22 protein-coding genes are annotated in these 19,865 nt (G+C 57.3%); 10 read left to right on the top strand and 12 right to left on the bottom strand.

From position 1 onward, the window contains the following. Positions 1-182: 182 nt before the first annotated feature. Together HZS81_RS10455 and HZS81_RS10450 are read left to right on the top strand one after the other, a co-directional pair. Positions 183-1,004 (top strand): ABC transporter substrate-binding protein, encoded by an 822-nt coding sequence (locus tag HZS81_RS10455; protein ID WP_241697464.1) that lies wholly within the window; start codon positions 183-185, stop codon positions 1,002-1,004. A gap of 121 nt (positions 1,005-1,125) precedes the next feature. Next, positions 1,126-2,637: a YifB family Mg chelatase-like AAA ATPase gene (locus tag HZS81_RS10450; RefSeq protein WP_179930502.1), complete on the top strand. Its 1,512-nt coding sequence runs from the start codon at positions 1,126-1,128 to the stop codon at positions 2,635-2,637. A gap of 18 nt (positions 2,638-2,655) precedes the next feature. Here the strand turns inward: HZS81_RS10450 and HZS81_RS10445 are convergent, their stop codons facing one another. Further along, positions 2,656-3,219, bottom strand: coding sequence for an NADPH-dependent FMN reductase (locus HZS81_RS10445; RefSeq protein WP_179930501.1), 564 nt, complete (start codon positions 3,217-3,219; stop codon positions 2,656-2,658). Positions 3,220-3,293: 74 nt separating this feature from the next. After that, entirely contained in the window at positions 3,294-4,268 is a 975-nt protein-coding gene (locus HZS81_RS10440; protein ID WP_179930500.1) for an alpha/beta hydrolase, read from the bottom strand. 213 nt (positions 4,269-4,481) lie between these two features. Here HZS81_RS10440 and HZS81_RS10435 point away from each other — a divergent pair, with 213 nt between their 5' ends. The 3 genes from HZS81_RS10435 (at position 4,482) to HZS81_RS10425 (ending at position 8,075) form a co-directional block, all read left to right on the top strand. Further along, a complete protein-coding gene (locus HZS81_RS10435) occupies positions 4,482-6,656 on the top strand; it encodes a malate synthase G (RefSeq protein WP_179930499.1) in 2,175 nt (724 codons plus the stop codon). A gap of 144 nt (positions 6,657-6,800) precedes the next feature. Next, positions 6,801-7,217 (top strand): PaaI family thioesterase, encoded by a 417-nt coding sequence (locus tag HZS81_RS10430; RefSeq protein ID WP_179930498.1) that lies wholly within the window; start codon positions 6,801-6,803, stop codon positions 7,215-7,217. A gap of 102 nt (positions 7,218-7,319) precedes the next feature. Next, positions 7,320-8,075 carry a glutaredoxin gene (locus HZS81_RS10425; protein ID WP_206679548.1) on the top strand — a complete coding sequence of 252 codons (756 nt, stop codon included), beginning with the start codon at positions 7,320-7,322 and terminating at the stop codon, positions 8,073-8,075. Positions 8,076-8,088: 13 nt separating this feature from the next. Here HZS81_RS10425 and HZS81_RS10420 read toward each other — a convergent pair whose 3' ends face one another. Beyond that, positions 8,089-8,469, bottom strand: a complete 381-nt coding sequence (locus tag HZS81_RS10420) for a DUF423 domain-containing protein (RefSeq protein WP_179930497.1) — start codon at positions 8,467-8,469, stop codon at positions 8,089-8,091. A 117-nt stretch (positions 8,470-8,586) separates the two neighbouring features. On the opposite strand from HZS81_RS10420, the gene thiS reads away from it, so the two are divergent. From thiS to trmB, 3 genes are read left to right on the top strand one after another with little or no spacing between them, the layout of a single operon-like run. Beyond that, complete coding sequence (gene thiS, locus HZS81_RS10415) at positions 8,587-8,808, top strand: sulfur carrier protein ThiS (protein WP_179930496.1); 222 nt, start codon at positions 8,587-8,589, stop codon at positions 8,806-8,808. Between the two features lie 34 nt (positions 8,809-8,842). Continuing rightward, the gene (locus tag HZS81_RS10410) at positions 8,843-9,637 is read left to right on the top strand and encodes a thiazole synthase (RefSeq protein ID WP_179930495.1); all 795 of its coding nucleotides are present in this window, start codon (positions 8,843-8,845) and stop codon (positions 9,635-9,637) included. Between the two features lie 26 nt (positions 9,638-9,663). Then, positions 9,664-10,398: a tRNA (guanosine(46)-N7)-methyltransferase TrmB gene (gene trmB / locus HZS81_RS10405; protein ID WP_179930494.1), complete on the top strand. Its 735-nt coding sequence runs from the start codon at positions 9,664-9,666 to the stop codon at positions 10,396-10,398. Positions 10,399-10,433: 35 nt separating this feature from the next. Here the strand turns inward: trmB and HZS81_RS10400 are convergent, their stop codons facing one another. Beyond that, positions 10,434-11,048, bottom strand: a complete 615-nt coding sequence (locus tag HZS81_RS10400) for a glutathione S-transferase family protein (protein ID WP_179930493.1) — start codon at positions 11,046-11,048, stop codon at positions 10,434-10,436. 289 nt (positions 11,049-11,337) lie between these two features. Next, on the bottom strand, positions 11,338-12,267 hold the full coding sequence (locus tag HZS81_RS10395; protein ID WP_179930492.1) for an AEC family transporter: 930 nt from the start codon (positions 12,265-12,267) through the stop codon (positions 11,338-11,340). A 103-nt stretch (positions 12,268-12,370) separates the two neighbouring features. On the opposite strand from HZS81_RS10395, the gene HZS81_RS10390 reads away from it, so the two are divergent. Further along, positions 12,371-12,874 carry a hypothetical protein gene (locus HZS81_RS10390; RefSeq protein ID WP_179930491.1) on the top strand — a complete coding sequence of 168 codons (504 nt, stop codon included), beginning with the start codon at positions 12,371-12,373 and terminating at the stop codon, positions 12,872-12,874. 49 nt (positions 12,875-12,923) lie between these two features. After that, entirely contained in the window at positions 12,924-13,556 is a 633-nt protein-coding gene (locus HZS81_RS10385; protein ID WP_179930561.1) for an SCO family protein, read from the top strand. 13 nt (positions 13,557-13,569) lie between these two features. Here HZS81_RS10385 and HZS81_RS10380 read toward each other — a convergent pair whose 3' ends face one another. From HZS81_RS10380 to HZS81_RS10350, 7 genes are all read right to left on the bottom strand, one after another. Further along, positions 13,570-14,649, bottom strand: coding sequence for an alpha/beta hydrolase-fold protein (locus tag HZS81_RS10380; protein ID WP_179930490.1), 1,080 nt, complete (start codon positions 14,647-14,649; stop codon positions 13,570-13,572). A gap of 2 nt (positions 14,650-14,651) precedes the next feature. Beyond that, on the bottom strand, positions 14,652-15,332 hold the full coding sequence (locus HZS81_RS10375) for a BamJ family beta-barrel-assembly machinery protein (protein ID WP_179930489.1): 681 nt from the start codon (positions 15,330-15,332) through the stop codon (positions 14,652-14,654). A 136-nt stretch (positions 15,333-15,468) separates the two neighbouring features. Further along, on the bottom strand, positions 15,469-15,912 hold the full coding sequence (locus HZS81_RS10370; protein ID WP_179930488.1) for a universal stress protein: 444 nt from the start codon (positions 15,910-15,912) through the stop codon (positions 15,469-15,471). Between the two features lie 30 nt (positions 15,913-15,942). Beyond that, positions 15,943-17,226, bottom strand: a complete 1,284-nt coding sequence (locus tag HZS81_RS10365; RefSeq protein WP_179930487.1) for a TRAP transporter large permease — start codon at positions 17,224-17,226, stop codon at positions 15,943-15,945. 71 nt (positions 17,227-17,297) lie between these two features. Beyond that, the gene (locus HZS81_RS10360) at positions 17,298-17,876 is read right to left on the bottom strand and encodes a TRAP transporter small permease (RefSeq protein ID WP_179930486.1); all 579 of its coding nucleotides are present in this window, start codon (positions 17,874-17,876) and stop codon (positions 17,298-17,300) included. A gap of 212 nt (positions 17,877-18,088) precedes the next feature. Then, a complete protein-coding gene (locus tag HZS81_RS10355; RefSeq protein ID WP_179930485.1) occupies positions 18,089-19,126 on the bottom strand; it encodes a TRAP transporter substrate-binding protein in 1,038 nt (345 codons plus the stop codon). 162 nt (positions 19,127-19,288) lie between these two features. Next, positions 19,289-19,864 carry a TIGR02444 family protein gene (locus HZS81_RS10350; protein WP_179930484.1) on the bottom strand — a complete coding sequence of 192 codons (576 nt, stop codon included), beginning with the start codon at positions 19,862-19,864 and terminating at the stop codon, positions 19,289-19,291. Position 19,865 lies beyond the last annotated feature (1 nt).

The following is a 19,865-nucleotide window of genomic DNA, read 5'->3' as shown; positions in this document are numbered from 1 at the left end:
AATAGTTTTATTTGATTAGAATCCGTCTTGCCAACGAGTCCACATATCGCTGCGTTAACGGGCAGGAGAGCCACCATGTTTGACGTCAATGCCGCAGGCTTTCGGATGACCGACACGGCGGTGATGGTTTGATGCGCATGCCGTTACGCCTTTTACCGGCTTTCATTACGTACTTTTTGTTGATGTTAGTTGGTCCGCAAAGCAGTTTGGCATCCTCGCAGTGGGCAACGCTGGACTGGACGATTGCCGAAACTTTGCTGGCGATTGACGCGCCTGTCAGCAGCGTCGCCCAGCAGAGTGACTACCACCAATGGGTGGGCGAGCCGCGCATACCCGAAAGCACCACCGATATGGGACTTCGCACCCAGCCCAACCTGGAGCTTCTGGCCCAGGCGCCCCCAGAGCAGACGCTGATTTCCCCTATGTTTTCCGGTTTGACGCCGCGCCTGGAGCGAATCGCCCCAGTCACCTCATTCGCGCTCTACTCCCCCGGCACCGATACCTGGCAAGAGATGCAAACGCTGACCCGCCAGTTAGGCGAGTTAACCGAGCACCAGCCCCAGGCCGAGCAGCTGATCGAAGACACCCAAGCCTTGATAGCCACCCTACGTGAATCCCGGCCGGAGACCTCACCACTACTCATGGTGCAGTTCATGGACGCCCGCCATGTGCGGGTGTTTGGGGAAAACAGCTTATATAACGCCGTACTGGAGCAACTGGAACTGCCCAATGCCTGGGATCAATCCACCAACGCCTGGGGATTTTCGCTGGTGGGGATTGAAGCGTTAGCGGCGCACCCCGATGCCCAACTGGTGGTGGTCAAGCCGCTGCCTGCCGGGGTCGAAGAGCAGCTTGCAAAAAGCGGCTTATGGCAGCACTTGCCAAGCGTGCGCGAGGAGAGGGTGATCACGTTACCACCAGTGTGGAGTTTTGGTGCACTGCCTTCAGCGCAGCGCTTCGCGCGTACGCTGGTAACCGCGCTAGAGACACAACATGACGACTAATGCGCTAAAGTGCCATCACTCGGGCGTTTTGACGCTGCTGCGCTTGCTCTGCTACCCAGCCAAGGCGAAATAGGCTAAGTTGGCTGCATCGGTAAGTTGTTAATGCGAAGGAGCGCACATCATGACATTAGCCATTGTGGCCACCCGGGCGGGGCTAGGCCTGGAAGCACCGCCGGTGCAGGTGGAAGTCCACCTCGCCAATGGACTCCCGGGGCTCACGCTCGTCGGCTTGCCCGAAGCCGCCGTTAAAGAGAGCCGCGAGCGGGTACGCAGTGCACTCGTTAATGCGGGCTTTGATTTCCCCAACACCCGGCGCATCACCTTAAACCTAGCGCCTGCAGATTTACCCAAGGAGGGCGGACGTTTCGATTTGCCCATTGCGCTGGGTATTCTGGCCGCCTCGGGCCAGGTCCCCGTCGAAGCCTTGGAAGGCATGGAGTGCGCGGGCGAGTTAGCGCTGGATGGCAAACTGCGCGCCGTACCCGGCGTACTGCCTTTCGCACTTGCCACCAAAGCCGCTGGGCGTACGCTGATTGTACCCCGCCCCTGCGCCGATGAAGCCGCGCTCGCGGGTGAATCGCTGCCGGTGCTGCCCGCCGATTCGCTGTGGGAAGTGGTGTCTCACCTGCTTGACCAGGAGCGCATTCCCCCACACCGGCTGAGTGTACCGCCCACCGCCAAAGCGCCCATGGCCGACCTCTCAGAAGTCCGCGGCCAGCAGCAGGCGCGCCGCGCGCTGGAAGTCGCCGCTGCGGGAGGTCACAATCTGCTTTTCGCTGGCCCGCCTGGCACCGGCAAAACCATGTTGGCGAGCCGCCTGCCCGGCATTCTGCCGCCGCTTTCTGAAGAAGACGCCCTCGCAGTGGCCGCCGTGCGTTCAGTGTGTGGGCTATCGCTTGACGAGCACTGGGGGCAGCGTCCGTTTCGCCAACCCCATCACAGTGCCAGCGCCGCCGCGCTGGTCGGCGGCGGCTCAAAGCCCAAACCCGGCGAAATTTCGCTCGCGCACAAGGGCGTGCTGTTTCTTGATGAGCTACCGGAATTTTCCCGCCACGTGTTAGAGGTTTTGCGCCAGCCACTGGAAACGGGGGAAATTCATTTGGCTCGCGCCAGTCACGAACGGCGTTTTCCCGCCCAATTTCAATTGGTTGCCGCCATGAACCCGTGCCCCTGCGGGCACTTGGGCGACCCGCGCCAACGCTGCCAGTGTACCGCTAGCCAGATTCAGCGCTATCAGGCGCGGCTTTCCGGCCCACTGCTTGATCGCATCGACCTGCAAGTGGAAGTTCCGGCGCTGCCGCCAGAGCAGCTGACGGCACAAACCGAAGGCGAACCCTCTAGCGCGGTGCGCGAGCGGGTAATGGCCGCCCGGGAGCGCCAAATGGCCCGTGGCGCGCTCAACAGCGAGCTCAGCGGCAAAGCGTTGGAGGCCGCCTGCGCACTAGACGATAACGAGCGCGCCTGGCTCGCCGGGGTTCTCGAAAAACTCAAACTCTCCGCCCGCGCCTACCACCGCGTACTGCGCGTCGCGCTGACGCTTGCCGACTTGCAAGGGGAACCCAAACCTACCCAGCCGCACTTGATCGAAGCCATCGGCTACCGCCAACTGGATAGGCTATTGAAGGGTGGTTAAGCGGAGTCTAAAACGACGTTAGCGCATCGCTTTAATAAGACGTAGACAAAGGGCGTCGAGCTGTTGGGCTTTAGCCTCGTCTTTCAGGGCGCCATTGTCGTCAAATGCGTCGGCGGCGCCGGGGAGCGACATCGCGGGCGGAATCACCACTAGGTTGAGGTTGTGCAGCAAGTGCTGCACAACCGGCAGCGCGCGAATACCGCCTAAGCCCCCAGGCGAGGCGGCAATCAGCCCCGCGGGCTTGCCCGCAAAGAGCGCCAGGCCGGGGGTATCACCATGCGGGCGCGAGAGCCAATCCAAGGTGTTTTTCAAAAGGGGCGTGATAAAGCCATTGTATTCGGGTGAGGCGATCAATACGCCATCGTGTTCGGCGAGCAGCTCACGCAGTTTAAGCACATTTTCCGGTGTGCCTTGCGCTTCGATCTCTTCATCGAATAGCGGGCAGGGGTAGTCGTTCAAATCCACGAACGTGGCCGCGCCGCCCAACACGTCCAGGCGTTCGGCGGCAAGCTTCGCAAAGCGTTTGTTGAGCGAACCGACCCGAGCGCTTCCAGCAAATACCATCACTTTCGGTTGTGCCATTTTTGTCTCCTTGTCATCCATCATCATGGTGAGAACATCACGGTATCTTCCGTCACCGACAGCGGTTGTACAAACTATGGTCGCGATAGCCTGTCGACAAAGACGTCAATGGCGACAAATAACTCCCCGCGGATAAGTTCAGTCTCATTGACCAAGTGGTGGCGCGCCGCAGGATGACGGTGAATTTCTGCTTGAGGAAATTTCTTTGCCAGAATCTGCAAGTTCCACGCCCAATCGACGGTGAGATCCTGTTCGCCCTGCAGGATAAGCGTCGGTACGGAGACCGGTTCTCGCGCCAAAAGCTGCGGCATCCAACGGCGCATCGCGCTTATCCACGCCACACTGAGCTTGTCGGGTTGAAGCGGGTCGTGATCGCGTAAAAAGACAGTAAACGCCTCATCGTTAGAGTTAGCCCGGTGCTTACGTGGGATTTCTTTAACAAACGGGCTCGCGATCAAATGCAGCCAACTCGATTGATGCCAGCCCCAAGGCCGCACCAGCGGCGCCAATAGCACCAGCCCCGCCCACGGAGAAGGCTCCCCTTGGCTTAACGCATGGGTCGCTAAAATGGCCGCTCCCGTACTCTGCCCCACCCCTAACCACGGCGTTGGCGCTAGGTTTTCCTCGCGCAAGCGGGCCTGCAGCGCCGTTAAGCAGTGTTGGTAGTCAGCAAAATCGTCGATTGAGGCGCGAGCGCCGCTCGAAAGTCCATGGCCCGGCAGATCCCACAGCACCACACGCCAACCTTGCGCTAACAAGCGTTCCAGCAGATGACGGTAAAGCCCCAGATGATCAAAGTAGCCGTGTACCACAAACGCCGTGCCCACTGGCTCGGGCGGGCTCCACACCTGGCACCAGAGCGAAAAGCGCCCGGTATCCAGAAAGCCGGCGTGCACTTCGCGGGTATCGCTGAGTAGCGCACTCAGCCCGTAATGGCAAAAGTAACCTTCCAGCGCTTGTGCCAAAGCGCCGCCCGGCTGCAACCGAGATAACGTCGCCTCTCCTGGTGCGCGGCGAAATAGCGCTTCCAGGTGATGAAAATCGTGCATGTTCACGCTTTCGCTACTCCCACGGCTTCGTTTGGCAACGCTGCCTGACCGATCTTTGGGTCAAGCCCTATCTTTTGGTCGAGCATCGTCGCGCTTTACGGTCTACGCTGTTTACATGCCATCACAGATGTGGAAGTATTTTCCATAAATCATTCTACCGCATTAAGTAGGCCCTAACGAGCAAGCTTAATGCCCTAAACAGGAGAACTCCCTATGAGCGAGCGTATCACGCGCCACCGTTTACAGGTGGCAACCGATCTAGACCGTTTCATCAACGAACAAGCATTGCCGGGTACCGGCGTCGACCAAGACGCTTTCTGGGCTGGCGTGGATGCCTTGTTTCACGATTTGACCCCCAAAAATCAGCAGCTACTTGAAGAACGCGACGCGCTACAAGAAAAGCTCGACACCTGGCATCGCGAAAACCCCGGCCCGGTGAAAGACATGCCGACCTACCGCGGTTTTTTGAAAGAGATAGGTTATCTCACGGACGCCCCCGCCAACGTTAAGGCCACCACGGCCAATGTTGACCGGGAAATCGCCGTGCAAGCTGGCCCGCAGCTGGTTGTACCGGTGAGCAATGCCCGCTACGCCCTGAACGCCGCCAATTCGCGCTGGGGCAGTCTGTACGACGCGCTCTACGGCACCGATGCCATCTCCGAAGAAGACGGCGCCGAGAAGGGGACAAGCTTTAACCCCAAGCGCGGCGAAAAAGTCATCGCCTACGCCCGTGGCGTGCTCGACCGCGCCGCACCGCTGGCCACCGGCTCGCACCGTGACTCGGTGAAGTATGCCATCCGCGACGAGCACTTGATCGTAACGCTGGAAGGCGGCCGCGAAACCGGTCTGAAAGACCCGGGTAAGCTGATTGGCTTTACCGGCGAAGTGTCCAAGCCCGACACGATCCTACTGGCCAACAACGGCCTGCATGTTGAAATTCAGGTCGACGCGGAACACTCAATCGGCAAAACCGACCCGGCGCATGTGAAAGACGTCGTCGTCGAAGCGGCACTGACAACCATCATGGACTGCGAAGACTCCGTCGCCGCGGTGGATTCAGAAGACAAAGTTGGCGTTTACACCAACTGGCTCGGCCTGATGAAGGGCGACCTGGAAGAGAATATCGAGAAAGGCGATAAGACCTTCAAGCGTCAGCTCAACGCCGACCGCACCTGGCAAACCACCGATGGCAGCAGCGTTACCTTGCCTGGCCGTTCGCTGATGTTCGTGCGTAACGTCGGCCATTTGATGACCACGCCAGCGATTTTGGATGAAAACGGCAACGAACTGCCGGAAGGCCTGCTCGATGCGGTCATGACCTCGCTGATTGCCTTGCACGATCTTAAGAAAGATGCCGACCAACCGCGCAACTCGCGTACAGGCTCGGTGTACATCGTCAAACCCAAGATGCACGGCCCCAAAGAAGTCGCCTTCTCCAACGAGATCTTTGGTCGTGTGGAAGATATCCTCGGCATGAGCCGCGACACCCTGAAAATGGGCATCATGGACGAAGAGCGCCGCACCACCGTCAACCTCAAGGCGTGTATCGCCGAGGCCACCTCGCGCGTGGTGTTCATCAACACCGGCTTCCTCGATCGCACCGGCGACGAGATGCACACCGCGATGGAAGCCGGCCCGATGGTGCGCAAGGGCGATATGAAAAGCGCCGCGTGGATTCAGTCTTATGAGAAGAACAACGTCCAGGTTGGCCTCGCCTGTGGTCTACGTGGCCGCGCCCAGATCGGCAAAGGGATGTGGGCGATGCCCGATTTGATGCACAACATGCTGGAGCAGAAAATCGGCCACCCGAAAGCCGGTGCCAACACCGCGTGGGTGCCGTCGCCCACCGCGGCGGCCCTGCACGCGCTGCACTACCATCAGGTGAACGTCACCGACGTTCAGCGCGAGCTCGAAGGCCTGGGCGAGCCGGACTACCTGGATGACCTGCTCACCGTACCGGTAGCGGAAAACACCAACTGGTCGGATGACGAGATTCAGCAAGAGCTGGATAACAACTGCCAGGGTATTCTTGGCTATGTTGTGCGCTGGGTTGAGCACGGTGTGGGCTGCTCTAAGGTGCCAGATATCCACAACGTCGCCCTGATGGAAGACCGCGCCACACTGCGTATCTCAAGCCAACATATTGCCAACTGGCTGCATCACGGCATCGTGGATGCACCGCGCGTCGAAGAGACCTTGAAGCGTATGGCCAAAGTCGTCGATGAGCAAAACGCCGGTGACCCGACGTACACTGCCATGAGCGCTAACTTTGACGACTCCACGGCGTTTAAAGCCGCCTCGGATTTGATCTTCAAAGGCCGCGTACAGCCATCCGGCTACACAGAGCCGCTGCTGCACGAATGGCGCCAGGTCCACAAAGCGAAGTAATCGCTAGGCCCGACAGAGCGCACTAGACCATAGTCGCTATCAGCCCCTTAAGGCCTCGCACCTTAAGGGGCTTTTGTTTAGCTTAGGGCAAAGTTAACGTTTACGTTCCAGTAAGAAACAAAGAACAATGAAAGGAAAATAACAATGACCGTCATGACCGTTGAACAAATCGAGCACTTTCTCGATGACGTCTTCCCCCAGCACATGGGCAAAATCGAAAGCGTGGGTGAAATGTGCGCCACCATGCGGCTCAACATCGGCCATGAGCATTTGCGCCCCGGCCCCCGGGTTTCCGGCCCGACGATGATGGGCTTCGCCGATGTCGCGCTTTATGTCGCGATTCTGGCGCAAATCGGCCCCGAGCCGATGGCCGTGACCAGCGACTTGAACTGCCACTTTCTGCGCGCCGCCTCGGGTGAACACGACATCATCGCCCACGCCAAACTCATCAAACTCGGCCGCCGCCTCGCAGTAGGCGAAGTGCTGATTGTCTCCGCCGCCGATGAGTCCAAGCCGGTGATCCACGTCACGGCAAGCTACGTTCTGCCGGATAAGGCTTAGCCTCCGGGCGGCCATCGCGAAAACTTGACCTAAGGGCGGCACCAGCGACTAAGCTGAAAAAGGAGTCGTAATCGCAAGGAATACCCCTCAAGGAGGCTGAAAATGGAATCCAGCAATCGCCCTATTGCGCATGTTTACCGGATGAAAACGCCCGATCATCTTTGCCCTTTTGGTATGAAGACCGTCGATCTACTCAAGCGCAAAGGCTTTGAAGTAAAGGACAACCCCTTGACCTCGCGGGAAGAAATCGAGGCGTTTAAAGAGCGGGAAAACGTCGATACCACCCCGCAAGTTTACGTCGGCGATGAGCATGTCGGCGGCTACGAAGCGCTCCGCGAGTATTTGGGGATGGGTGTTCCGGATGCCGATGCCACCACCTATCGCCCGGTTATCGCGATTTTTGCCACGGCGCTGTTCATCGGTTTGGCCATCAGCTGGGCGGCTCAAGGCACGCTATTATCCATCCGTATGCCAGAGTACGCCATCGCCACGGCCATGGCGCTGTTAGGCCTGCAGAAGCTGCAAGATGTCGAAAGCTTCAGCAATATGTTTCTCAACTACGACCTGCTCGCCCAGCGCTACGTCCCCTATAGCTACGTTTACCCCTATGCCGAGACGCTGGCTGGCGTTCTCATGGTGGCAGGCGCTCTTATCTGGATCGCCGCCCCTTTGGCACTATTTGTCGGTACCGTGGGGGCCGTTTCCGTCTTTAAAGCTGTATATATTGATAAGCGCGAGCTCAAATGCGCCTGTGTAGGCGGCAACAGCAACGTGCCTCTAGGCTTTGTCTCGCTCACTGAAAACCTAATAATGATTGCCATGGGGCTATGGATGCCGTTGCGTATGCTGCTGTCGTGAATAAAGCCGCCAGCTAGCGGTCACTTAACAAGGCCGTACCTGCAAGCGTCAACCAACCCGCGATCAGTAGCAATCCGCCGAAGGGAGTGATAATTCCCAAATTCAGCCCGACCAACGCCATTAGGTAAAGCGAGCCAGAAAAACACGCAACGCCGAGCGCCCATAGAGCTATCACCCAACGCTGCCCGGCGAGCGGACGCACGCTTTGCCACACCAAAAGCACCATAATGGCAAGCGTATGCCACGCTTGATAGCGCACACCGGTTTCCACCGCGCTGACCAGATTAGTACTGACGCGAGCACTCAGCCCATGGGCGGCGTAAGCGCCTAGCGCCACCGTTATCGCCCCGGAGAGCGCCACGCCGACCCAAGCCCACTTATTCACTTGCTGCACCGATTATCTCCTCATCTGCCTTTGTGTGGTGTTTTATAGCTGTTTGACCGCGTTGAAACCGCTACAATAGCGCCCATATTAACGGATACATGCACCCGCCAACTCGTGCCCAACGCCATGTCCACTATTCAGATTCGCCTCAATGGCGAGCCGTACACACTTGAAAGTACCGTCGACACCCCTGCCTCAGCCGCTGACTTGGTTGAGCAGTTGGGGCTTAGCGACCGCCGCATCGCTGTCGAAATTAACGAAGCGATTGTGCCCAAAAGCCAGCTCGCCGAGACACACTTAGCCGAGGGCGATGAGATCGAAATCGTCCACGCCATTGGCGGCGGCTAGCGTTTTTGCAGCGTTCACTTTTAAGGAGTTCACCATGACACAGCTCATCGACACGCCGCTGACAATTGCCGGCCGCGAGTTCAACTCTCGCCTGCTCGTTGGCACCGGCAAATATAAAGACGTCGACGAAACCGGTGCGGCGATTGCCGAAAGCGGCGCCGAGATTGTCACTTTTGCCGTACGCCGTACCAACCTCGGCCAGGATGCGGACGCACCCAACCTGCTGGATACCGTGTCGCCTGCGCGCTATACGCTCTTGCCCAACACCGCCGGCTGCTATACCGCCAAAGACGCCGTGCGCACCTGCCGCTTGGCGCGGGAGCTGCTTGATGGCCATAACCTGGTCAAGCTGGAAGTGCTCGGCGATGATCACACGCTTTACCCCAACGTGGTCGAGACGCTCAAAGCTGCAGAAACGCTACTCGCCGATGGTTTTGACGTCATGGTGTATACCAGCGACGACCCTATTGTGGCACGCGAACTCGAAGCCATGGGCTGCTGCGCCATCATGCCGCTGGGCTCGCTGATCGGCTCCGGTCACGGCATCCAAAACCCGTACAACGTGCGCTTGATTGTTGAGCAAAGCCAAGTACCCGTGTTAGTGGATGCCGGCATCGGCACCGCGTCGGACGCTGCCATGGCGATGGAGTTAGGCTGCGACGGCGTGCTGCTCAATAGCGCCATTGCCCACGCCCGCGAGCCTTTGCGCATGGCGCGTGCCATGAAACGTGCTGTTGAAGCCGGGCGCGATGCGTTTTTGGCCGGGCGTATGCCGCGGCGCCAAAGCGCAGACCCTTCTACCCCTTTTGCTGGCCGTATCAACGGCTGACACAGAGATACCATCACAGAGACTCCATGACCGACTCGACTGAGCCAACTACCGGCCCCGAAAACGCCGAGGCGCCGCTGCACCGTCGCGGCATCAAAAGCTATGTGATTCGCGCTGGGCGTATGACCCAGGCGCAAACCCGTGGCCTGGAAGACGTATGGCCGCGCTTGGGGCTAACCCTTGCCGAGGGTCGACAAGCGCTTGACGCGCTTTTTGGCCGCCAAGCGCCACGGGTGTTAGAGATCGGCTTTGGCATGGGCCAATCGCTGATTGAGCAAGCCCAGACGCACCCCGACACCGACTTTATCGGCATCGAGGTACACGCCCCCGGCGTGGGTAAACTACTAGATGAAGCCGACAAGCGCGGGCTAACGAATCTGCGCGTTTACCGCGAAGACGCGCTCGCCGTGCTGGAGCAGTGCATCCCGGAAGGCAGCCTGGATACGCTGCAGCTGTTCTTCCCCGACCCGTGGCCAAAGAAAAAACACCACAAACGACGCATCGTGCAGCCCGCCTTTGTTGAGCTGATCCGTACGCGTTTAAAACCGGGCGGCACCTTCCATATGGCCACCGACTGGGAAGCCTATGCCGAGTGGATGGCGGAGGTGATGGAAGCCGCCCCAGGCTATACCAATACGGCGACGGCCAATACCGCGCCTTTTGTCCCACGGCCCGAGTTTCGCCCGCTGACCAAATTTGAAGCGCGCGGTGAAAAACTCGGTCACGGCGTGTGGGATTTGATTTACCGCCGGGAAGCCTGAGCCTGAATCTGAATAAGAAGCCTGAGTAAAACGGCCTATTCAAACGCCGTAAGCGCAAAACTCTCGCTATCGGTCACCTCGGCGTACCACGCCTGTAATGCAGGGAAACGGTTCTCCCAATCAAACGCCGGCAGACGAAAGCTCAGGTACGCCAGGGCCACCGCCACCACAATCGCGCCCAAGGTGCGCTCGGTTTGCGGCGCCTCAATGCCGGGGTGGGCGTTCAGCGTGGCGAGGGTGCGCTCGATAGCACTCACGCGGCGCATACCCAGCACACTGGTATCGGCTTCACTGCCTTGGTGCTTGCGTGCGATGACGGTCTGAAAAGCCGCCTCCATTAACCCCTGGCCAAACCCCGCAAGCGAGAGCACCGCCTCACGCTGTTTTTCCGGCACCAATGGCACGTTTTCGCTGAGACTGTCCACGTAGTGGGCAATTAAAAGCGACTCTGTCAGCACCTGCCCGTCTTCTGTCACAAGCGCCGGTATACGGCTGAGTGGGGTAATATCCACAAGCGCGCTGTCGGTAGCCCAAGGGTCGCACCAGCATAGCTCGGTCTGCTCAATTAAGCGGGTTTCATGCAAACATACGTGCACAACGCGCGCGTAGGGCGATGACGTATTGAGATAAAGCGTGAGAGAAGGCGGCATGGTGGTCTCCTTGCGCAATAGGGAACTCTCACAGCATGCAAGGCAGACGGGGAAAGTGCAATTAGCGCCATCGATTATACGGCGGCAGAAAAAAGAAAGCCGCCCGAGTGGGGCGGCAAAAAGACCGTGACTAGCAATGAGAGGGAGAAACCATGGCAGGAAACTGGCGGGTACTTTCTTCACCAAATTCTGCCTTGGCTGTGGCGCCTCATCCAACGCCACAATCACAATATAATCATTCTCATTTAGCTCGTCAACACTAATGCGAATATTTTTTATTTACTTTCTTCTACCCAATGAGTTGCAGCCAAAGCGGTAGCGTCAGCATGGCGATAAGCGTCTGACCGGTGATAATGGCCGCCATCAGCTCAGCATCACCACCAAGCTGGCGCGACAAAATATACGCCGAGGTGGCCGTAGGGAGAGCGGCAAACAGCAGGGCGACGTCACGTGTCACGTTATCCAAGCCCAGAAGCCAGGCCAGGGCCAATACCAGTGCGGGAAGCAGCGCAAGCTTCACGCTATTGGTAGCCAGCACGCCACGATCAAAGCGCAAAAGCGCGGCGGGGCGCAGCGCCACGCCCACCGCGACAAGCCCCAGCGGCAGTGCAGCACGCCCCATAAGCGAGACGCTATCTTCGCTCCAGCCGGGTAAACCAATGCCCGAAAGGTTCAAACCAATGCCCACCAGGCAGCCAAGAATCAGCGGGTTTTTCACCAGCGCCGCGATACTTTTCCCCAGGCTCCCCCGCCCCAGCGTACCCGCAGCGACAAAGCTTGCCACGCACATGACATTAACCACCGGCACCATCAGCGCCACCGCCACTGCCGCCGTGGTCGCCCCGGCACTGCCATGCAGCGCCGCTGCTCCCGCCACACCGACGTAGGTGTTAAAGCGAATGGCACCTTGAAAAACGGAGGTAAACGCCGCGGAGTCCAACCCCAGCCAGCCACGCACGCGCCAAAGCAGCAGCGCAAAAACGCTTATCGCCCCCAGAAGCACTACCGCCAAGCGGGCAACGGGCACCTCGGACACATCTGCCGTCGCCAGCGTCGCCACCAACATCGCCGGAAACAAAACAAAATAAATCACCCGCTCCATTTGCGCCCAAAACTCAGCACTAGGCCAGCGGCGATACCCCAGCACCGCGCCAAATAGAATCAGCAAAAAAAGCGGCCCTAACGCACCGGTTATGCTTTGACCTGCAACCCCTTGCATCGCATCTCCTCACCTGCGACATCCCAGCACAGGGACGTCGGCGGATTAGCTGTTAAAGTAAGCTGTTAAACCACTTGACGGCTTGTGTCGCGATGATTTTGCCATGAAACCAACTTCAGAACCTGCTGATGCCGCACGAATCCCCGTGCTTAAGGGGCTTATTTTGGTCACCGTGCTCGCGCTGGCGGCGCTTAGCTGGTATGCCTTCTCCCACTGGCTGCGCGACGATGCGAATGTTACCTGGTACTCACCGGCGCCTGGCTGCGATTTGCATAACGCCCCCTGCTCGGCCACGCTCGGGGATAAGGGCCAGTTGAGCTTTGCGGTTGATGTAGATGCACGTATTGAGGCCCTGAAGATTTTGCCGCTTAATGTCACTGTTGAAGGCGTTGAGGCAAACACGGTGAAGGTCGACTTTATCGGCCGTGATATGGACATGGGGCTGCACCGCTTTACGCTAGACGCCACAAGCGAGGGACGCTTTTACGGTCAGGGGCAAGTGAGTATTTGTACCCAAGCCGTCATGCCGTGGCGCGCACGGGTTATTGTCGATACGCCTGACGGTAGAATCGGCAGTTGGTTTGATTTTGATGTCATCCGGAGCTAACACCATGGCCAACTCTCGCGTCGCCACTAAAAATGTGGCTTCTAAAAACATGGCTTCTAAAAACACTGCTTCAAAAAAAAGAGCAACAAAAAGCGCGCCCCTCTGGATAGGTGGCGCGCTTTTTGTGCTGCTTTTGCTTGTCAGCGCGTTTGGGCTTTACCGCTATACGGTGGCGCCCGATCAAAACGGTGAGCCTATCGGCGGGCCCATTGAGCTCCCTTCAACGCAGGGCGATTTCTCGCTCACACAGCTTGAGGAAGACCAGCTCGCGGTGGTATCGTTTGGCTACACCTACTGCCCGGATGTGTGCCCCATGAACCAGGCAGTAAAAAAGCAGGCACTCACGCAGTTAACGCCAGAGCAGCGCGAACGCGTAGTACCGCTAATGATCTCGGTTGACCCCGAGCGCGATAACATCGAGCGCTTGCGAGAATATACCGGCTTTTTTGGCGAACGTTTTATCGGCGCCACCGGTAGCCAAGCGCAGCTAGAAGATATCGCCGAGCGCTACGGGGTGATTTGGCGCCGCGCTGAAGCCGAGGGCTCTGCCATGGAGTACACCATCGATCACAGCGCATCGCTTTACTTGGTCAACCGCGAAGGTGACATCGTGCAGCGCGTGTTGTACTCCCCCACCGCAGGCGCGTTAACGAGCGCCTTAAAAACACACTTAAAAGGCTAATTATTACAACAGGTTATCGCTCGGGAAGCGATGACGCCTGTAAACGCTTTAGCATGGCCATTAAAGCGCTCACCTGCTCACCCTCACGCGTATCGTGCAGCGGGCTAAGCTGCCAAGTGCTCTCGGCGAAACCCCACCAATCCCAACAGCCTTGTGGGTTGGCCATACTGCTTTCGGCCTGAGGATAGAGCACAATTTGCTGATGCTGATCGGCCCACGCATTAAGCCCTGTCTGGCGCACGAACGTCTCACCAATCGCTTCTACACTCATTTGGCAGCCGTGCAGCGCCACGGTGACACCGCATTCCCCTGCTTCACAGTTTGCGGGAACATAGACGTAACCGGTATCTGCCAACCCTTTGGCATCGAATTCCCCTTGCGCGAATGCCAGCAGCTCCCCATCGGTGCTAGACGAGGACTGACTTCGCTCCGGGTGGAGCCAATTGAGCATCTCACCGGCAATATCTTCATCGCAGGCAAGCACGTGACTACCACCACCTTGGCGGCAGTCGCCCAGCGCTTCGGGGGCGGTACGCGAGTCGTTTGGCAGTCGGACCGGCCAGCCGTGGCCGGTCTCTTCGCTGCGCGCCACTTTCAGCTGACTTTCATCTGCAAGCCACTGGCGCAGCTGCTCAGCCAGCAAGTCGCCAAGTACCGGCTTAACGACCTCATCGGCTTCACCGTGCCACACGTAAGCGCGCAGGTCGCTTCTGGCCGATTCATCACCTACCTGCCCCTCGCCCACGTAACGCGCCCAGCGTGCGTCGAGCGTGGCAAGCGATGGCTCACCGCTGCGCGTCATCATGCATTGATTAAGCGCTAAACTCAGTGACCCTTGCGCGCATCCCCACGGCCCGGCCGCCAGCACGCCCACGCCGCTAAAGTGCTCGGGCCAAGCAATGGCCAATTGCAGCGCCATATAGCCGCCTGAAGAAACACCCACCACACTGTTCTGCGCCTCGCTTGCACTCAGCGCGGGTAAGGTGACGGGGTCACTTGCGCTATCGGCCATCGCCGTCAGCGGCACACTCAGCCCCGCGCAAAGCAGTAGCAGAGACGCTTTCGACGCGAGGGTGTTGGCGGTAGTCAGCATGGTTATTCGACGTCCAGTAATTCAACGTTAAAGATCAGGACTTCATTGGGACCAATCGGGCCTTGGCCGGACTCACCGTACGCGAGCTCTGAGGGAATATAGAGCTTCCATACATCACCAACGCTCATCAGCTGCAGTGCTTCCTGCCAGCCCTCGATTACCTGATTGACACGGAACGTGACCGGCTCGCCGCGCTCTAGCGAGCTATCGAATACGCTGCCATCAAGGAGAGTGCCTTCGTAGTGCACCTCGACGCTATCCTGCGCACCGGGAGATGCCCCGTCGCCGGATTCGAGCACTTCGTACTGCAAGCCTGAGTCGGTCACGGTGACGTCATCGCGCTGGGCATTTTCGGCTAAAAATGTTTCGCCTTCCGCTTTATTCGCCTCAGCAATCGCTGCCGTTTCCGCTTCACGCTCCTGCATGGCGCGCTCTTGGAACGACGTGAGCGCTTGGGCGATGTCATCTTCGCCCAATGCCAGCTCATTACCGGCAAATACGTCGCGCATACCATCGGTAAAGGCATCGATATCGAGATCCTCCACATCGGCCTGCATGCTCTCACCGAGGGTCACGCCGAGGCTATACGCTAGGCGCTCGTCGTCGGTTTCCGGCGCCGCTGCGGCATAAGGTGCAATCAGAAGCGCGCCAATCAGCGCAGTGGAAGAGAGAAGTGTTTTCATCAATTTGAACCCTTACATCAGGAAAATAATTAGACAGAAAGCGTAACACCCGCCGCTTCAGGCTGCATCAACCTGAAACGGCGGGTGCCCACGCCATCATGTAACATTGCCGATAGAAACGCGTGCTTAGGCCATCCTACACCACCATGGTGGGACAGTGGGCCGCACCTGCCACGCGCTGACATACGCTCCCGAGTAGCAAATTTTTCTCGCCATTGGTGCCTTGTGCGCCAATCACGATCAAATCACACTCACGCTTGCGGGCAAAACGTACGATCGTCCGCGAAGGACGACCGCCTTTAACGAAGGCGCGCACGCGAGCACTGTCAGCGCCTAATTCAATCGCATGCGATTTGGCGTGCACGGCAATCTCGGTGGCGTACTCTTTCAACGCATCATCGGGCAATTCCAACTTTTGCGGCCGTACCATTGAAAGCGACGCCTCAAGCAGGCTGTGATGTTTAAACACACACAAAAAGTAGATTTCCGCGCCGGTGAGCAGATGTAATCCCACCGCTTTTTCCAGTGCTTTCAAAGCTCCCTTAGAGCCATCTACCGGAACTAAAATGCGGTTAAACATAAGCCTATCTCCTGTGGCTGGTATAGCGGCTTAGCGGAAAGCAACGTCACGCAAGAACAGCGCAATCTGCGGGAACATAATCAGTAATGCGGCCGCCAAAATCAGCATGAAGATAAACGGGGGCGTTCCCTTAATCACTTCTAAGTACGGACGCTTGAAGATCGCGATGGCGGTAAAAATATCACACCCAAACGGCGGTGTTGCCGACCCTATCGCGACTTGCAGCGTAATGAGGATACCCACCAATACCGGGTCGAGACCTGTGGACTCAATAGCCGGGGTGAAAATCGGCGTCAACACCAAAATCACCACGATGGGGTCGACAAACATACATGCCACGAAAAAGGCGATACAGATCGCAATCAGCACCCCGGTGGGCCCAGCTTCATTCACCCCGACCGCTTCCAGAATCGCTTGGGGAATTTGCGCAAACGAGATAATCCACGAGAAACCATTACCGGCAGCGACCAATATAAAGACCACCGCCGTGATCAAGCCGGTAGACTTGGCGATGGCATAAATATCAGTCATTTTCAGCGCGCGAAACACCACAAACTCAAGCAGCACGGCATATAGCACACAGGCTGCCGCCGCTTCGGTGGGGCTGAAGATACCGCCATAAATCCCGCCCACAATAATGACCGGGAAACCCAACGGCCACAGTGCCTGCTGTACCGCTTTAGCCCGCTCTTTCCAGGTCGATTTCGGCTCGGTGGGTACCCCTTTGATAATGGCGTAGGCCACACAGTACGCCGAAAACATCAAAAGAATTAAAAGCCCTGGCCCAATACCGGCAATAAACAGCTCACCAATTGACGTTCCCGAAATAACGCCGTAGATGATCATGCCGATACTCGGCGGAATCAAAAAGGCGATATCGCTGGCGTTGATAATCAGCGCCAGCGTGAAGGGATCAGAGTAACCCGCTTTTAACATCTTCGGACGCAGCGGCGAACCTACTGCCACAACCGTTGCTTGCGTCGAACCCGAAACGGCGCCGAATAGCGTGCAAGACGCAGCAGTGCTCACTGCTAAGCCGCCTTTTACATGGCCGATAAACGACATCACCATCGCAATCAAGCGGTTGGCTGACTGGCCGCGCGTCATGATATCGGCGGCCAGAATAAACATCGGCACGGCAATCAGCGAGGCGGGGCGAATCCCTGCCATCATCTGCTGGATCAGCGTAGTCATTTGATCCAGGCCATTAAACATCATATAAAAGCCGATCACTGCCGCGGTGATCAGCGGGATCATCATCGGAAAGCCCAGCAGCAGCAGGCCGATCATGGTTCCTACCATTATGGTCGTCATAGCCGTTCCCCTAAGGTGTCAAACCCTGGTGTCAAACCCTGGTGCATAGCTCTATTGCAAAGCCCTGCTACTCAGACTTCGGTTTCCGTGTCTTTATAGCCATCTAGTGTCGTGGTCGAGAGGTAAACATCCCGCGACGTGACGTTCTTGACCGCGGTGAGCACATACTGAATGCCGGTGATGAATAACCCCAGTGGCGCCCAGACATAGATGATCCAGATCGGCATCTGCAAGGCAGGCAGCACACGGCCCCGGCTCTGCAGATCAAGGATATAAATAATCGAGTAGTAACACAGGAAAAACATCACCGCGGCGGTAAACAGCGAAATAAATATCATCAATACTTTGCGCCCCCCGGCAGGCAGCGCATCGTAAATCGCTGACATACGTATATGGCGCCCATGGCGCGCCGCATAACCAATGCCAGCAAATGTAATCATGATGATCAGAATACGGTTCAACTCACCCGAAAACATGATGCTGTTGCCAAAGACAAACCGTGCAATCACGTTGGTGACCGTATTCAGCGCCATCAGCAATACCCCAAGCGCCAGGATCACCGCCTCAAGCTTGCTGAGAAAGGTATCAATGACCCCCAGAAACCCCGGCAAACCGGAGCGATAATTCTTTTCGGATTCGTCTTCAGACATCGCCGGACTCCTTTTATTACGCCCTGGTTTTCCTAGGCCGAAAGGCCAAATTTTTGCTATCTGCTTAAAAACCAACTGACTCAGGACTAAAAAAGGGGCAGCCCATGCTGCCCCTTATCGGTTATCGCGAGCACCGTATTAATTCACCTATTGTGATAAACAGGTCGCAAAAAAACAATGCACCGCGAACACGGAGCCTACTCCGTTAGCGATTACTCGTTATCGCTCTGAACCTCTTCGAGATCTTCTTTGAACTGGTTCAACAACTCTTTGCCGCTTTCACCGGTCATTTCGATAAAGGCTTCCTCAACCTGCGGTGCACGCTCACGGAACACTTGGATCTCTTCTTCGCTAAGGCGGTTAACCGTCACTTCATCGGAGGCTTCCTGAATCTTCGCGAGTGACTCATCAGCCAAGCCTTGGATGTGCTCAATGGTGTGGTCGTAAGCGGCGTTGGAGGCTTCTTGCACCAGCTGCTTATCTTCTTCAGACAGGCCTTCGAAGAAGTCCTGATTGGCCATCATCGCGGTGGTGAACCAGCCATGACCGGTAAAGGTCAGATGCGGTGATACTTCATACAAACCACCGGACTCGATCCAGAAAATCGGGTTCTCTTGGCCATCCAGAATGCCGGTTTGCAGGCCACCGTAAACCTCACCCCACGGCAGCGGCGTTGGCGTCGCGCCGAAGGCGTCATAGGTTTCGGATAACAGCGGGTTGGTCATCACGCGGATCTTCTTATTGTTAAGATCCTCTGGCGAGCTGATGGGCTCGTTGGTGGTCACGACCATTTCGCCTTCCGGGTACATCTTGAGAAGTTCAAGACCCTGCTCAGCGTAGAGCTTCGGGAACATCTCATTGATGGCTTCGCTCTCATCGAAGAACTCAAGTACGGTTTCTTCGTCGGTCGGAAGCAGGTAAGGAATAAAGAAAATCTGCGCTTCGGGAATCAACGAGCCCGTGAAGCCCGGCGACTGGTTAACAAACTGCAAGATGCCGCTTTGCGTCTGCCCCATGATGTCGTCAGACTCGCCTAGCTCACCAAAGCGGTAAACCTGAACGCTATGGTCAGAGTTGTCTTCGATATGCTCTTTGAACGCGTATGCGAAGACATCTTGTACGTCACCTTCATACTCTTCGTGAGCGTAGCGCCAATTGTCCGCTGAAGCGGCTGTGGAAAGACCTAGCAGCAGCGCGCTAACGCTCGCCGTAGTGAGCAGCTTGGTAGAAACAGACTTGCTTGTCTTCATGCGTTATTCCTCTTGCAGTGGTAAGCGCTGAACAGATGCGCAGAACCTGCCATGACCTTTTGCATCCGCTGTCACCAAACAACGCTTGTCTGGTGAGGTTGTCGTCGCTGGGTGTCATCAGATGCGACGTTAAGGTCATTTAAGAAGCAGTTAAAATTCAGGCTAGCGCGCTCGAGTGAAGCGGTCAAGCTGGTCACCCAATACCTTCCAGGCGCATTTCACTGATAATCGCTCTTCACAGGCGTCTTCACTAAGTGAGTGAAAATTCGGCGAAAAAATCTGTAATTGCAGCCAATATGCCGAACTACAGGGCCACTGAGCGACTTCTTTTAAGCGCCGAGGCAGGCTTATTTCAGGCAAAATCGCCCACTGTTGCCAGCGTTGAAGGTTTTCACGCTCGGCGAGCAGTTCGGCTCTCTTTAGTGTCGCTCGCAGCTCAGCTACCCCCTCGTTCGTTTGTGCCGAGCCTTTCAATGCACGGCGTAGACCGCGTAAGACGGCGGTGACCTCTTGCTGCCAGCATGTTCGCGCCTGACGTTCATCCGCCAACGCCTCGGGCTCGGCTTCAAGTCCATGGCAATAGAGCCAAGCGTGAAACAGCAGTTCACACACATCGACCTTCGCCTCGTCCTGCAGGCACAGGCACGCGGCCTCGACCTCGGGCCGAGTGTAGAAATCGAGCGCGAAATCCCACAGTGGATTCTGCTTGAGGGCGGCCAATCGGGTAGAATTGCACATT

The organism is Vreelandella salicampi (assembly GCF_013415105.1).
GTDB lineage: Bacteria > Pseudomonadota > Gammaproteobacteria > Pseudomonadales > Halomonadaceae > Vreelandella > Vreelandella salicampi.
Note: the sequence above shows the minus strand (reverse complement) of the source record. Positions and strands in the feature narration are given on the sequence as shown.